Below are 14,455 nucleotides of genomic sequence, written 5' to 3'. Positions count from 1 at the left end.
TCTAAAATATAGTACTTTTAAATTTGACAAGGGTAATTTATTTTGTTAACATTAGGAACCGTACAATGAATGGTCGAAGAATGGTCGAAAAAATAGAATAAGAAGGAGGAACCAGATGTCATTGATCGAAGTTAAGAACTTGTATAAGATTTTTGGTAATAAACCAAAAAAGGTAGTTCTATTATTAGAAAAAGGTTTATCTAAAGATGAAATATTGAATAAAACGGGAAATACAGTAGGAATAAGTAATGCTAGCTTTGAAGTTGATCAGGGTGAGTTTTTTGTAGTAATGGGACTATCAGGTAGTGGTAAATCTACATTAATAAGATGTTTAAATAGACTTGTTGAACCAACAACTGGAGAAATAATAATAGATGGTGATGATATTTTAAAGGCTGATAAAGATAAGTTAAAGGATATAAGAAGAAAAAAAATATCAATGGTATTTCAACATTTTGGCTTATTTCCCCATAGAACAGTAATTGCTAATGTAGAATATGGACTAGAAATTCAAGGTGTAGAACCACAAAAGAGAACGGAGAAGGCTAAAGAAGCAATTAAGCTTGTTGGATTAGAGGGTTATGAAGATAGCATGCCTAATGAATTAAGTGGAGGTATGCAACAAAGAGTGGGGTTAGCTAGAGCATTAGCTAATGATCCAGATATATTATTAATGGATGAAGCTTTTAGTGCATTAGATCCTCTTATAAGAAAGGAAATGCAAGATGAGCTTTTAGAGTTACAATCAAAAATGAAAAAAACAATTATATTTATAACTCATGACTTAGATGAGGCATTAAAATTAGGAGATAGAATTGCAGTAATGAAGGATGGTAAGGTTGTTCAAATCGGTAGCGCTGAGGATATATTAACTAATCCGGCTAATGATTATGTTAAGGAATTTGTTCAAGATGTAGATAGATCTAGAGTTGTTACTGCGGAAGCAATAATGAGAAAACCTGATGCTTTGATATCTTCAAAAGATGGTCCTAGAGTAGCGGCTAGAAAAATGAAGGAAAATGAATTTAGTAGTATATATGTAACTGATAAAAATAGAAAGTTGCAAGGTATTGTAAGAATTGAAGATGCTAGTAAAGCAATAGAAAGAGGAGAAAAATCATTAGAAAATATAATAATAAAAGATGTACCTAAGACTTCTCCTGAACAACAGATCATTGATTTGTTGCCTACTGCTAAGACTTCTGATTATCCTATAGCAGTAATAGATGAACAAAATACTCTTCTAGGAATTATAGTAAGAGCATCTATTATATTAGGAATTATAGGAGAGGAGGTTTAATATGTTTGATTTGAACATAGGATCATATTTTGAAATTTTTGTATTATGGTTAAAAGATAATTTTGATTTTTTATTTGATTTCATAAAAAATGTATTAGAAGGATCAATTAATGGCATAGAATACTTACTGAATGTTATACCTGTTATAATTTTAATACTATTATTTGGATTATTAGCATGGAAGGTATCTAGTAAAGGAGTTGCAATATTTACTATTATAGGGTTACTTTTGATAGATTCTATGGGATTGTGGGCAGAGACAGTATCCACACTAGCATTAGTATTAAGTGCATCTTTTATTACTTTAATTATAGGAATTCCTTTAGGAATTATTGCTTCTAAAAGTGATGGTTTTGATAGAATATTGAGACCAATATTAGATTTTATGCAGACTATGCCTGCATTTGTATATCTTATTCCAGCAGTATTATTCTTTAGTTTAGGAAAAGTACCTGGAGCATTTGCAACTATAATATTTTCAATGCCACCAGTTGTTAGACTTACTAATCTAGCTATAAGACAAGTACCTAAAGAAGTAGTAGAAGCAGGTAGATCTTTTGGATCTACATCAAAACAGATGTTATTTAAAGTTCAATTGCCTATTGCATTACCTACTATTTTAGCAGGAGTTAATCAAACCATTATGTTAGCTTTATCTATGGTTGTAATTTCTGCAATGATAGGTTCTGGAGGATTAGGTAAGATAGTACTTAGAGGGATACAAGAGTATAAAATAGATTTGGGATTTGAAGGTGGATTAGCTGTTGTAATTTTAGCTATGATTTTAGATAGAATTACCCAAGGACTTGGGGATATAAATAAGGATAAATAATAAATATAGGAGGTTTTTTTGATGAAGAAATTGGGAACAATTTTATTGGTTTTATTGTTGACAATGAGTTTGGTATTAACGGCATGTGGAGATACTGAGAATTCAGAAGACTCTAATGATAAAGATGGTGGAAAGGTCGAAGAAAAAGGGGAAGTAAAATTAGGAGTTGTTAATTGGGCAGAAGGTATTGCAATGACAAATTTAGCAGAAGCTATATTAGAAGAAAAAATGGGCTATGATGTAACTAGTACTACAGCAGAACCTGGATTAATATTCACATCTCTTGCTGAAGGAGATTATGATGCATTTTTAGATGGATGGTTACCAGTAACTCATAAGAGCTATATGGATCAATTTGGTGATCAATTAGAAGATTTAGGATATAATTACGAAGGAGCAAGAATAGGTTTAGTTGTACCTTCATATGTAGATGTAGATAGCATAGAAGAACTTAATGATAATAAAGATTTATTTGATGGTAGAATAGTTGGAATTGATTCTGGTGCTGGAATAATGGAAGCTACAGAAGAAGCTATAGAAGAATATGATTTAGATTTTGATTTAATGGAAAGTAGTGGACCGGTTATGACAGCTGAATTAGCTAGTTCTATTGATGATGAAGAACCTGTTGTAGTTACAGGGTGGAGTCCACATTGGAAATTTGCTAGATATGATTTGAAATTTTTAGAAGATCCTAAAGGAATTTATGGAGAAGCAGAGAATCTTCATACAATAGCTAGAAAAGGAATTAAAGAAGATATGCCTGAAGTTGCAGAATTTCTAGAAAACTTTAAGATGAGTGATGATCAATTAGGTGAATTGATGGGAGATATAGCTGATAGTGATGAAGAGCCATTAGAAGTTGCTAAAAAATGGATGAATGAAAATGAAGATTTAGTAAATAGTTGGTTACCAGAAAGTGAATAATATAAATTAAAGACTGGGATTTCCCAGTCTTTAATTTATATTATATAGTTTATCTAAATATAAGTATAACTTGATTTTTATAAAAAGATGATATATTCTTTAGGTATAAAATAATAAGTATTTAAATTCAAATTTAACATGGAGGTAATGATATGAAAAAATTTCTTGTTACAGGAGCTTTAGGTCAAATTGGATCTGAGTTAACTATGGAATTGAGAGGGCGTTATGGAAATGAGAATGTAGTGGCTAGTGGAATTCACAAAAGAGATTCAGTTGTAGTGGAATCTGGACCTTTTGAAATTGTAGATATAACTAATTATAATCAAGTGTCAGAAGTAGTAAAAAAATATGATATCGATTGGATAGTAAATTTAGCAGCTATATTATCTGCTGTAGGAGAGGAAAAACCAAGTTTGGCTTGGCAAGTTAATATGAATGGATTATTTAATGTATTAGAGGTAGCAAGAGAAAACGGTTGCGGAGTATTTACTCCAAGTTCAATAGCGGCATTTGGTCCAAATACTCCTAGAGATAATACTCCCCAAGATACCATACAAAGGCCTAATACAATGTATGGAGTTACTAAAGTGTCTGGAGAATTATTATGTGATTACTATTATGAGAAATTTGGAGTAGATACTAGAGGAGTACGTTTTCCAGGTTTGATATCTTATGAAACTCTTCCAGGAGGAGGAACAACTGATTATGCAGTACATATTTATTATGATGCATTACAAAAAGGCAAATTTACCTGTCCATTAGATAAAGATACTTATATGGATATGATGTATATGCCAGATGCAATTAATGCAATTATCGATTTAATAGAAGCTGATGGTTCAAAGTTAAAGCATAGAAATGCTTTCAATGTAACTTCAATGAGCTTTAATCCTGAAAGGATATATAATGAAATTAGAAAACATATACCTGAATTTACGATGGATTATGATGTAAATCCAAATTTACAAAAAATAGCTAATTCATGGCCAAATTCCTTGGATGACTCTGCAGCTAAAGAAGAATGGGATTGGACTCCTAAGTATAATTTAGAAGAAATGACAAAAGATATGCTTAAAAAATTGAAAGAAAAATTAAATGATAAATAGTAAAAATAGAGGCTTGAGCCTCTATTTTTCCATATAAAAAATACCAACAGTTTTTCTTCCACAGTGGCTAGATATTACACAGCCTGCTTCCATAGTTATAATTTCCTTAAAGGAAACATTTTTTTCAAGTTCTTCTTTTAGATATATTAAATCTTCTGGAGAAAAAGAGTCTCCAATTATTATTCGATTTAAATTGATTGAATTTTTGTTTTTATAAATATTATTCAATACTATATCTAAAGCTTTTTGTTTTTTACCTCTTGGTTTCTGACCTACAATAATTTTTCCATCATTTAGTTTAAGTATAGGTTTTATTTTAAAAATACTTCCAACTAAATTTTGTATACCACTGCATCTACCACCTTTGTATAAATAATCAAGAGTGTCAATTATAAAAGAAGATTTTACATTGGAAACATCATATTTTACTTCTTTTACTATTTCATCTAAGGGTTTTCCTAAATTAATTAAATCACTAGCTTTTAAAATTAAAAGACCAATACCAGAGGATAGGTTTTTAGAATCTATTACATGTATATTAGTATTTTCAAATTCAGAAGCTGCTATTTTTGCATTTTGTATTGTAGAAGATAAGTCTGAAGATAATCCTATGTAGATAATGTCTTTTCCTTTTTCTACATGAGGTTTAAAAGCATGATAAAAGTCACTAGGGGTAGGTGCCGATGTTTTAGGCATAATACCTGTTTTATCTACTTTATCATACAACTCTTTTGGTGTTATATCGATACCATCTTTAAAGGATCCTTCATTAAAAACGACATATAGCGGGATTACAGAAATATTATTTGAAGTAAGTATACTTTTTGGTAAGTCACAAGTACTATCGGTTATAAGTTGAATATTATTCATTATTTTGCCCCTTTCATTTTATGAATTAAATATAAGTGCATATATATTATATATATTACTAAATATAATTGAATATATAAAGCAATATGAAGATTAATATGGATATATTATTTCTATATAATAATTATTATTAAAATGGTAATAATTTTTAATATATTTATAGTGAAGCTGTCTGAATTAATAATAATTATAACAAAATAATTAATAATGTGTTATTATATAATTAATATTACAAAATGAAAAGGAGTATTGCAATGAAAATAATCTCAGATAGTGGTTGTGATTTAAATGAAAAAATAAAGAAAAAACTAAATTTAGCTATGGTTCCTCTTTCTATTAGAGTAGATGATAGAGAGTTTATTGATGATGAAAGTTTAGATAGAAAAGAATTATTAAAAGTGATGAAAAATAGTGAAGATTATCCTAAAACAGCGAGTCCATCTCCTAAGAGTTTTTTAGATAAATATAAAAATAGTGAAAAGAGTTTTGTTGTTACAATATCTTCGGCTTTAAGTAGTACATACAGTAATGCAATAATGGCAAAAAATATGATGATGGAAGAAGTTAACGAAAAATTCATACATGTATTTGATTCAGTTAGTGCATCGGTAGGAGAAACATTAATATGTATAAAATTAAATGAATTAATTGATAATGGATTAACTGAAAATGATATTGTGGAAAAAACTAATAATTATATAAAAGAGATGAAAACTTTTTTTGTATTAGAGTCATTAGATAATTTAATTAAAGCAGGAAGAATGAGTAAGATAAAAGGGAGAATTGCTTCTGTGCTCTCTATAAAACCAATAATGGGTGCTACTGATGATGGTAATATAAGATTAGTAAAAAAAACTAGAGGTACAAAAAAGTCATTAAGTAAATTAGTAGATGTTATCGGTGAAGAAGGGAATATTGGTAAATTTAAAGAGAAGATATTAGGTATTTCCCATGTGAATTGTAAAGATAGAGCAGAAAAATTGAAAAACGATATTATGAAAAAATATAATTTTAAAGATATTATAATAGTAGATGCTGGAGGAATAAGTACTGTATATGCTAATGAAGGTGGTATAATTATATCGTTTTAATTGTTAATAAGGACAATAATATAGAATATGTTGATGAGGTTACAAATCATCCAGACTATGATAAAGCATTAGAGGAAATAAAAAAATTAGTATAAATTAGTGAAACAATATGTAATGTAAAATTATTTATTATATAATTGTCTTGAGACATATACATCACTCCTAAATATAATTTAGCGATTATATTTTATCAGAGTTGATGCTTATATGTCTCATTTTTCTTCACCAATACTATATATTATAGACTCTATATCAAAAAAAGGGTTAAATTACTTATTTTTATACAAAAAAAAGAGTCTGTAGATAGATGAATAATTCAAATAATTTTTATCCACAATGGTTATTTTTTAATGTCTTGAAAAAAATGGGAGAAATCTAATGAGTGTAATGTATTGAGGTATTATCTTGAATGTGATAGATTGTAAATACTATCATGATTAAATAAGGTTTAAGAATAAAAAATGGTATTGTTTTAAAATGGGAGGAAATATTTTGTCAGGTAAAAGGAAAGATAACATATCCATAGAACAGATTTGTTGTATCAAAGCTTTTAAAAATTTAGAAAAAGATACTCAACAAAAAATTTTGTCCATTTGTGAAAGTCATGTTTATAAAAAAGGCCAAATTTTATTTTTGGAAAAAGATCAAGTCAATGTATTTTATGCTATTTTATCAGGTAAGGTTGCCATGTCTAGATATTCAGGATGGGGACAGAAACGTATATTTTTTATTCTAGGTGTAGGTGAATTAATTAATGAAGTGGTATTTGATGATTTACCTGTTTCTGTAGTCTGCGAAGTTTTTGAGAATGCTACTATTTTAAAATTTAGAAAAAAAGACTTTTTAAACATTATGAAAGAAGACTTTACTCTTACATTAAATATTATGAACTCCATAGGCAGAAAACAGAGAAGGCTATATAGGCAATTAAAAAATACTGTTCCTATCAAAATGGACAAGAAATTAGCAGCTAAGCTATGGAAATTATCCAGAGATTATGGCATACAAAGGGATGAGTGGATTCAAATCAACTTAAAAATCACAGTAACTCATTTATCCTATATGCTTGGAAGTTCGAGAGAAACCATTTCTAGGGCCATGACCATACTTATTGAAGCTGGAATTATTAAGTGGCAAGGGAAGCAATTGCTTGTAAGGGAGGAAAAACTGTTACAGTATTATCGTAACCCATAAATTATAAATGCTCTTAATAATAATACTTTTTAAACTTAACATAGGAGACCATTCTAAAGAAGATGAGATAATGGCAATCATAAGAATGCCGAAATTAAAAAAATGTATATGCGCTTAGGGTTATTGAATATTATACAAAAGTTATCTAAAATATGGTTATTATATACCATAAGAGATGGTTGATTAATATAAAGAAGAAATGTGTGATGAAAGTCACATATTTCTTCTTGTTTTTCATATAGAATAATAAATAGCCCACATTGATGTTGTTTGTTTAATTTTTGTCAATATAGTGGCTTAAAGGGAGAAGTTTATTTTGTAAAAAGAATAAGGGGGAGTTCAATGTTTAAAGAAACACTCATGAAGCTCGGTAATGCAGCAATATCAAAGGCCAAAATGTCAAAGGAGACAAAGGGTAGCTATATTGTGGCATCGGCATTAGCAGGTTTTTATGTAGGATTGGGTATTTTACTTATCATGACAGTGGGTAGTCAACTATCCATTGCTGGATCAGCGGCTACGAAGATTATTATGGGAGGTTCCTTCGGTATTGCTTTAAGTCTGGTTATTATGGCTGGATCCGAACTATTTACAGGGAATAATCTCATTATGACAGCAGGTGCATTGGAGAAACGGGTGACTTGGAAGGATGCTGGCTGTGTCTGGTTTTATAGTTACATTGGTAATTTCATAGGCTCAGCTGTAGTAGCAGGTCTCTTTGTCATGACTGGGTTAGCCAAGGGTAACACAGGTGACTTTATTATTCAAGTAGCTAGTACCAAAATGGCGGGTGGATTTATACCACTTTTGGCTAAAGGTATCTTGTGCAATATTCTTGTTTGTTTAGCCGTACTATGTTCCATTAAGATGAAAAGTGAATCCGGTAAACTTATTATGATCTGGTGGTGTTTATTTGCCTTTATTACTACGGGATTTGAACATAGTGTTGCTAACATGACTCTTTTTTCCATCAGTTTGTTCATGCCCCATCCTGAATCCATTTCAGTAATGGGTATGTTTAACAACTTAATACCTGTTACAATAGGTAACTTTATTGGAGGGGCCATTCTATTAGGAGGAAGTTACTATCTGTTGGGTAAGGATAATCAAAGAAAGGTGGTACAATATGAAAATAGAGATAAGCAAAGAGGATTTTAATAAAAGTCTTCATAGATTAGGAGATGAATACAGGATTTATGCACCTGTAGCCATGGCATATAAAGGGACTTTTTCTGATACAGATTCCATACGCTATAAGGAGATTAATACTCTTGATGAAATAGAATTCAACCTAAAATCTCATTTTTCGCCTAAAGAAGTCATACTTCCAATTACACAAGTACTCTTTTATTTCACTGAAGATCAATACAAGGAGCCAGAAACGGAAAAGAAAAAGTTATTGGTATTCCTAAGAGCCTGTGATATTCATGCTGTTAAACGCATGGATCAAATCTATCTTGAAAATGGTCAGAGGGATCCTTACTACCAAGAAGTGAGAGATACTGTGAAGTTTGTTTTAATAGGCTGTGAAAAGAGTTATAGAAATTGTTTTTGTGTTAGTATGGGAACTAATAAAACAGAAGATTATAGCTTAGGGATAAAGCCAGTTGGCGATCAAGTTTTATTGGATATTAAAGATGAGGAGCTAAACGCCTATTTTTTTGGAGAAGAAAAAGATTTTGAAATGAATTATGTGACCTCTAATGATATAAAGGTGCTAATACCGGAGCCCCATCAAATAGCAAAAGACATAGCAGAAGCCCCTCTCTGGCGAGAATATGATGAACGTTGTGTTGCATGTGGTAAATGTAATTTTGTCTGTTCTACCTGTACTTGCTTTAGGATGCAAGATATTTTCTATAAAGATAATGAAAATAATGGTGAAAGACGTAGGGTTTGGGCTTCTTGTCAGGTTGATGGCTATACAGATATGGCAGGAGGTCATAGTTTCAGAAAAAGACACGGTGATCGCATGCGTTATAAAGTTTTACATAAAGTATACGACTACAATAAGCGTTTTGGTTATCACATGTGTGTTGGTTGTGGTAGATGTGATGATGCGTGTCCCCAGTATATATCCTTTTCTACCTGTGTCAATAAATTACATGATTTAGGAAAGGAGGAGAGGTAATGATCGATACTAATGTATATATGCCTATAAAATCAAATATTATGGAAATTATTCAGCATACAGATGTAGAGTATACCTTCAGAATGGCTTATAAGGGAGAGGTCAAGCCAGGTCAATTTTTTGAGGTCTCCATTCCTAAATACGGTGAATGCCCTATCTCTGTTTCTGGAATAGGTGAAGAGTTTATTGATTTCACCATTCGTCGAGTAGGTAAAGTAACCGATGAACTGCATAAATTTAAAGTCGGTGATATATTTTTTATTAGAGGACCCTACGGAAATGGATTTCATATGGATGATTATAAGAATAAAGAGGTTATTATAGTGGCGGGAGGTAGTGGTTTAGCTCCAGTTAAAGGAATCATCGATATTATCCATCAACAACCAAAAGACTATGAAGGCTTTAACCTGCTGGTTGGTTTTAAATCCCCAGATGATATACTATTTAAAGAAGAATTAAAGATCTGGAACGAAGACTTGAAGCTTATTTTAACAGTAGATGGAGCAAAGGAGGACTACAGAGGAAAGGTTGGGCTTGTCACTCAATATGTTGATGACATTATTATTAAGAACATGGATAATGTAGCGATTATCATTGTGGGACCTCCCATGATGATGAAGTTTACAGTAGAAGCTTTCTTAAAGCGTGGTGTTGCTTGTGAAAATATATGGGTATCCTATGAAAGAAAGATGCACTGTGGTATCGGTAAATGTGGGCATTGCCGTATGGATGATACTTATATATGTTTAGATGGTCCAGTCTTTAATTTTAGTAAAGCAAAGCATTTATATGATTAGGAGGGAGCTTACAATGGATATTAATACGAAGAAAGTAACGAAAAATGCCTATCGAATAACGAAGCAACGCTATAAAACAGCCTTGAGAGTGAGAGTACCTGGTGGTCGATTAAAGGCAGAGTATTTGGAAATCCTTCAAAAAATTGCTGATGAATATGGTGATGGTGACCTCCATCTTACGACAAGACAGGGATTTGAGATTACTGGAATCGATATGGATAAAATAGATGAGGTTAATGCTATCATACAGCCAGTAATAGAAGGTCTTGAGATTAATCAAATCAATCCCAATACTGGCTATACAGCAGCTGGAACAAGGAATATTTGTGCATGCATTGGCAATCGTGTATGTCCTAAAGCTCAGTATGAAACCAGTGGCTTTGCTAAAAGGATTGAACAGGCCATTTTCCCTAATGATTTCCATGTGAAAGTAGCGTTGACAGGGTGTCCAAATGACTGTATAAAGGTTAGAATGCATGACTTTGGTATCATTGGGATGACTTTGCCCCAATATGATAAGCAACGTTGTGTTAGTTGTGGCCGATGTGTGGAGAAATGTACTAAGCTCTCGACAGGTGCATTGACCATGGAAAATTACAAGGTGACTAGGGAACATGATAAATGTATTGGCTGTGGAGAATGTGTTTTAAATTGTCCAACCAATGCATGGACCAGGAATGAGGAAAAGTTTTATCGTTTAGCCATAATGGGAAGAACAGGAAAAAAGAATCCAAGATTGGCAGAAGATTTTATTCTATGGATTGATGAAGATAGTATTATTAAAATCATAAAAAATACCTATGATTATATTGGTGAGTATATTGATCGAAGTCTACCAAAAGAGCATATCGGTTACATAGTAGACCGTACTGGTTTTATAGAATATAAAAAATGGGCTCTAAAAGATGTAGAGCTTTCTCCTATGGCTAAAGTTGCTAGTAATATTTATTGGGGTGGTATCCGTTATTAAAAATTAATTTATAATATAACTTATAAATGCAACGAAGAATTCATTTTCTCTATGGGATGAGTACTTCGTTCTTTTTTAAAATTCATATTTATGAAAATATTATTATGATATAAAATAGTTTCTATCTAAAATTTCTATTGAAGATACTGGATAGTTTTTCCCACAAGGAGAGTTATAATTGTTAATAAGGACAATAATATAGAATATGTTGATGAGGTTACAAATCATTTAGACTATGATAAAGCATTAGAAGAAATAAAGAAATTAGTATAAAGTTAGTGAATGATGTATTTACAAAAATACTATAATAATATATAATATAAAATTAAATAATGAAAAATTTATGACTAAGATTAGTAGGATTAGATACTGACTATAGCGAACCGATGATGGTGGAAGATCGGTGTCAAGACTTGTCTGAATGGACCTAGGAGATTAAGTTTGAATAATAGTAGGACTTAACGGTATCCTCCGTTATGGGATTTAAGATGACACATTGTCAATTAGAGTGGTACCGTGATTTTACCCATCGCCTCTATGAATTTAGAGACGGTGGGTTTTTATATTTTAGATATAGTAAAGAAGAGAGGATGAAGAAGATGGAAGATAAAAAAGTTATTTTTAGTGGAGTACAACCTTCTGGAGATTTGACTTTAGGGAATTATTTGGGAGCAGTTAAAAATTGGGTAGCGCTACAAGATGAGTATGATTGTTATTATTGTGTTGTAGATCTACATTCTATAACTGTTCCACAAGATCCTAAAAATTTAAGAAGAAGAACGTTAGAAGTTATGGCTTTATATATGGCAGCAGGTATTGATCCTAATAAATCCACAATATTTATTCAATCTCATGTATCATCACATATAGAGTTATCATGGGTACTTGGTACAATGACATATTTAGGTGAACTTAATAGAATGACTCAATTTAAAGATAAGATTCAAAAGAACGAGAAAAATTTAAATTCAGGTCTATTTACTTATCCTGTTTTAATGGCTGCAGATATTCTCTTATATCAAACTGATTTAGTTCCTGTAGGGGATGATCAAAAACAACATTTAGAATTAGCTAGAGATTTATCTCAAAGATTTAATAATAAATATAGTGATACTTTTATAGTACCGGAACCAATGATATCTAAGGTCGGAGCTAGAATCATGGATCTACAGGATCCTACTGTGAAAATGTCAAAATCAGGAGATAATGAAAATGGATATATTTTATTAATGGATGCCCCGGATACTATCAGAAGAAAAATAAAGAGAAGTGTCACTGATTCTATGAATAGAGTTAAATATTGTGATGAACAACCAGGAGTTAAAAATCTATTGACTATATATTCTAAAATAACTGGCGAAAAAATTGAAAATATTGAAGAAAAATATAGAGATAAAGGATATAAAGAATTTAAAATTGATTTAGCAGATATTATAGTTGAAGAATTAAAACCTATTAGAGAAAAATATCTAGAATATATGAATGATAAGAAGTACTTAGAAAAAGTATATAAAGATGGTGCAGCTAAAGCAGAGAAAGTTGCTAGAAAGACATTGAGAAAGGTTTATAAAAAGACAGGTTTTATTCCTAGATAATATTTATTTAATGATTTTATTCCTTAGATAAAATTTTTATTTAAAAATTTTATATGTTTTTTTAATAATAAACTCCCCTTATAATAAATGGTTATACTTTTAAAATGTTTGTTATAAGGGGAGAATATCAGTATCTGCGTTATTTTTTCATTGTTTTTTCGGCAAATTCTGTATTGACTATTTTATCATAAGGAGCTCTTTCATCAAGTTCGCCAGCTAGCTCCATGATTTCCATCATATGGTTTAATCCTTCTTCAGTTAAAATCAAATCAGGTTTCCAAGTATCTTGATCTTTATATCTATCTACTATGGTTATAAGCGATTCTTTATCAGAATCAGGGAATTGAGGTTCAATAGCCTCAGCTATTTCCTCTGAGGAATGTTCATTAACCCAAACCATACCACTATAAATAGCATTAGTAAATTTTTGAATTATCTCTGGATTTTTATCAATATAATCTTTAGTAGCACTATAACAAGTATAAGGAATATATCCGCCTTCTTCACCAATTGAGGCAACTATGGATCCTCTTTTTTCCATCTCTAATTCTGTAGCTACAGGTTCAAAGAGAGCTACATAATCTCCTTCACCACCTAAAAATGATCCTGCCATTGCAGCGAACTGTACATCAGTTCTAACTTCAACATCTTCACCAATAGTTAATCCATTAGATTTAAGAACATATTCTAATGTCATTTCTGGCATACCGCCTTTTCTACCACCGATAATTGTTTTTCCTTTCAATTTATCAAAGGTAAAGGCTTCATCTGGATTTCTACCAACAAGGAAGGAACCATCTTTTTGAGTAAGTTGAGCAAAATTAATTGCAAAATTTTCTCTACCTTCGTTGTATACATATACTGAAGCTTCTGGTCCCATAAATCCAATATCGGCTTCATCTGAAAGTAGTGCTGTCATAACCTTATCTGCACCTTTACCATCGATTAGATCAACATCTAATCCTTCATCTTCAAAGAACCCTTGCGTTAATGCTACATATTGAGGGGCATAAAAAATAGAGTGAGTTACTTCCATTAGTTTTATAGTTTCTAAATTATTGCTACTGCAACCTGAAAATATAGGTAAGATGAATATGAAAATTATTAAAAAAATTGTAATTAATTTCGATTTCATGTACACACCTCCACTATAATATATAGTACATTATATTTTTCAATGTATGAATTGTTACATTATTATATATTGTTTGAAAATAATTAGAAGGTTTATAATTCTTAAAAATAAAAGGATAATCTATTGACAAAAATGATAATATATATATATAATGAAACATAATAAAATAGGTATAGGCTATGAAGAAGAGGAGTAAGTAAGAGAACTTTTAGAGAATGGTGTCCCTTGGCTGGAAGGACCCAAAAGTGAACTTTTGCTGAATGTAGCTTCTGAGCTTTCGGATTGAATTAATAGTAGGTCTGAACGGATAAAATCCGTTAATATAATTGAGAGTCAAGATTTTCTTGAAATTAAGGTGGTAACGCGGGTACCTTCGTCCTTATTATAGGGCGAAGGTGTTTTTTATTGTCTAGGAAAGTTAATTTAACAAAAGTTTTAGACTACTGATAAACACGAGGGTTAATAGTTACAGAAAATATTGGAAGACAATAAAAAAGAGGGGTTGTA

General features: G+C 30.9%; 13 protein-coding genes and 2 other annotated features. Of the genes, 11 read left to right on the top strand and 2 right to left on the bottom strand.

The genetic code is table 11. From position 1 onward, the window contains the following. Positions 1-115 precede the first annotated feature (115 nt). From GOQ29_RS01530 to GOQ29_RS01515, 4 genes are all read left to right on the top strand, one after another. Positions 116-1,300, top strand: coding sequence for a quaternary amine ABC transporter ATP-binding protein (locus GOQ29_RS01530; protein ID WP_203370736.1), 1,185 nt, complete (start codon positions 116-118; stop codon positions 1,298-1,300). A gap of 1 nt (position 1,301) precedes the next feature. Then, positions 1,302-2,132, top strand: a complete 831-nt coding sequence (locus GOQ29_RS01525) for an ABC transporter permease (protein ID WP_203370734.1) — start codon at positions 1,302-1,304, stop codon at positions 2,130-2,132. Positions 2,133-2,153: 21 nt separating this feature from the next. Further along, positions 2,154-3,059, top strand: coding sequence for a glycine betaine ABC transporter substrate-binding protein (locus tag GOQ29_RS01520; protein WP_203370732.1), 906 nt, complete (start codon positions 2,154-2,156; stop codon positions 3,057-3,059). A gap of 152 nt (positions 3,060-3,211) precedes the next feature. After that, positions 3,212-4,165, top strand: coding sequence for an L-threonine 3-dehydrogenase (locus GOQ29_RS01515; protein ID WP_203370730.1), 954 nt, complete (start codon positions 3,212-3,214; stop codon positions 4,163-4,165). Between the two features lie 21 nt (positions 4,166-4,186). Here the strand turns inward: GOQ29_RS01515 and GOQ29_RS01510 are convergent, their stop codons facing one another. Beyond that, complete coding sequence (locus tag GOQ29_RS01510; RefSeq protein WP_203370728.1) at positions 4,187-5,035, bottom strand: DegV family protein; 849 nt, start codon at positions 5,033-5,035, stop codon at positions 4,187-4,189. Positions 5,036-5,289: 254 nt separating this feature from the next. Between GOQ29_RS01510 and GOQ29_RS01505 the strand changes: the two genes are divergently transcribed. From GOQ29_RS01505 to trpS, 7 genes are all read left to right on the top strand, one after another. Then, positions 5,290-6,126 (top strand): DegV family protein, encoded by an 837-nt coding sequence (locus tag GOQ29_RS01505; RefSeq protein ID WP_252187479.1) that lies wholly within the window; start codon positions 5,290-5,292, stop codon positions 6,124-6,126. Positions 6,127-6,618: 492 nt separating this feature from the next. Next, a complete protein-coding gene (locus GOQ29_RS01500) occupies positions 6,619-7,320 on the top strand; it encodes a Crp/Fnr family transcriptional regulator (protein ID WP_252187478.1) in 702 nt (233 codons plus the stop codon). Positions 7,321-7,662: 342 nt separating this feature from the next. After that, entirely contained in the window at positions 7,663-8,478 is an 816-nt protein-coding gene (locus tag GOQ29_RS01495; RefSeq protein ID WP_203370724.1) for a formate/nitrite transporter family protein, read from the top strand. Beyond that, positions 8,447-9,451 (top strand): anaerobic sulfite reductase subunit AsrA, encoded by a 1,005-nt coding sequence (gene asrA / locus GOQ29_RS01490; protein ID WP_203370722.1) that lies wholly within the window; start codon positions 8,447-8,449, stop codon positions 9,449-9,451. The genes GOQ29_RS01495 and asrA overlap by 32 nt, the downstream gene beginning before the upstream one ends. Beyond that, complete coding sequence (gene asrB, locus GOQ29_RS01485; protein WP_203370720.1) at positions 9,451-10,248, top strand: anaerobic sulfite reductase subunit AsrB; 798 nt, start codon at positions 9,451-9,453, stop codon at positions 10,246-10,248. Before asrA ends, asrB begins: the two co-directional genes overlap by 1 nt. Further along, positions 10,202-11,218: a sulfite reductase subunit C gene (gene asrC, locus GOQ29_RS01480; protein ID WP_484477047.1), complete on the top strand. Its 1,017-nt coding sequence runs from the start codon at positions 10,202-10,204 to the stop codon at positions 11,216-11,218. Before asrB ends, asrC begins: the two co-directional genes overlap by 47 nt. Before the next feature lie 334 nt (positions 11,219-11,552). After that, positions 11,553-11,758, top strand: a binding site (T-box leader). A gap of 59 nt (positions 11,759-11,817) precedes the next feature. Beyond that, entirely contained in the window at positions 11,818-12,813 is a 996-nt protein-coding gene (trpS, locus tag GOQ29_RS01475; protein WP_203370716.1) for a tryptophan--tRNA ligase, read from the top strand. A gap of 139 nt (positions 12,814-12,952) precedes the next feature. Here the strand turns inward: trpS and GOQ29_RS01470 are convergent, their stop codons facing one another. Next, entirely contained in the window at positions 12,953-13,948 is a 996-nt protein-coding gene (locus GOQ29_RS01470) for an ABC transporter substrate-binding protein (RefSeq protein WP_203370714.1), read from the bottom strand. Positions 13,949-14,118: 170 nt separating this feature from the next. Further along, positions 14,119-14,332, top strand: a binding site (T-box leader). The last annotated feature ends 123 nt before the right edge of the window (positions 14,333-14,455 follow it).

Source organism: Anaeromonas gelatinilytica, from assembly GCF_016820635.1.
Lineage (GTDB): Bacteria > Bacillota > Clostridia > Tissierellales > SIT17 > Anaeromonas > Anaeromonas gelatinilytica.
The sequence above is the reverse complement of the archived record's forward strand: the minus strand, read 5'-3'. Positions and strand labels throughout refer to the sequence as shown.

Bases quoted from the DNA above. Each gene is read 5' to 3' on its own strand.
- GOQ29_RS01530 (WP_203370736.1), top strand. From the start codon at position 116: ATGTCATTGATCGAAGTTAAGAACTTGTATAAGATTTTTGGTAATAAA.
- GOQ29_RS01525 (WP_203370734.1), top strand. From the start codon at position 1,302: ATGTTTGATTTGAACATAGGATCATATTTTGAAATTTTTGTATTATGG.
- GOQ29_RS01520 (WP_203370732.1), top strand. From the start codon at position 2,154: ATGAAGAAATTGGGAACAATTTTATTGGTTTTATTGTTGACAATGAGT.
- GOQ29_RS01515 (WP_203370730.1), top strand. From the start codon at position 3,212: ATGAAAAAATTTCTTGTTACAGGAGCTTTAGGTCAAATTGGATCTGAG.
- GOQ29_RS01510 (WP_203370728.1), bottom strand. From the start codon at position 5,035: ATGAATAATATTCAACTTATAACCGATAGTACTTGTGACTTACCAAAA.
- GOQ29_RS01505 (WP_252187479.1), top strand. From the start codon at position 5,290: ATGAAAATAATCTCAGATAGTGGTTGTGATTTAAATGAAAAAATAAAG.
- GOQ29_RS01495 (WP_203370724.1), top strand. From the start codon at position 7,663: ATGTTTAAAGAAACACTCATGAAGCTCGGTAATGCAGCAATATCAAAG.
- asrA (WP_203370722.1), top strand. From the start codon at position 8,447: ATGAAAATAGAGATAAGCAAAGAGGATTTTAATAAAAGTCTTCATAGA.
- asrB (WP_203370720.1), top strand. From the start codon at position 9,451: ATGATCGATACTAATGTATATATGCCTATAAAATCAAATATTATGGAA.
- asrC (WP_484477047.1), top strand. From the start codon at position 10,202: ATGGTCCAGTCTTTAATTTTAGTAAAGCAAAGCATTTATATGATTAGG.
- trpS (WP_203370716.1), top strand. From the start codon at position 11,818: ATGGAAGATAAAAAAGTTATTTTTAGTGGAGTACAACCTTCTGGAGAT.
- GOQ29_RS01470 (WP_203370714.1), bottom strand. From the start codon at position 13,948: ATGAAATCGAAATTAATTACAATTTTTTTAATAATTTTCATATTCATC.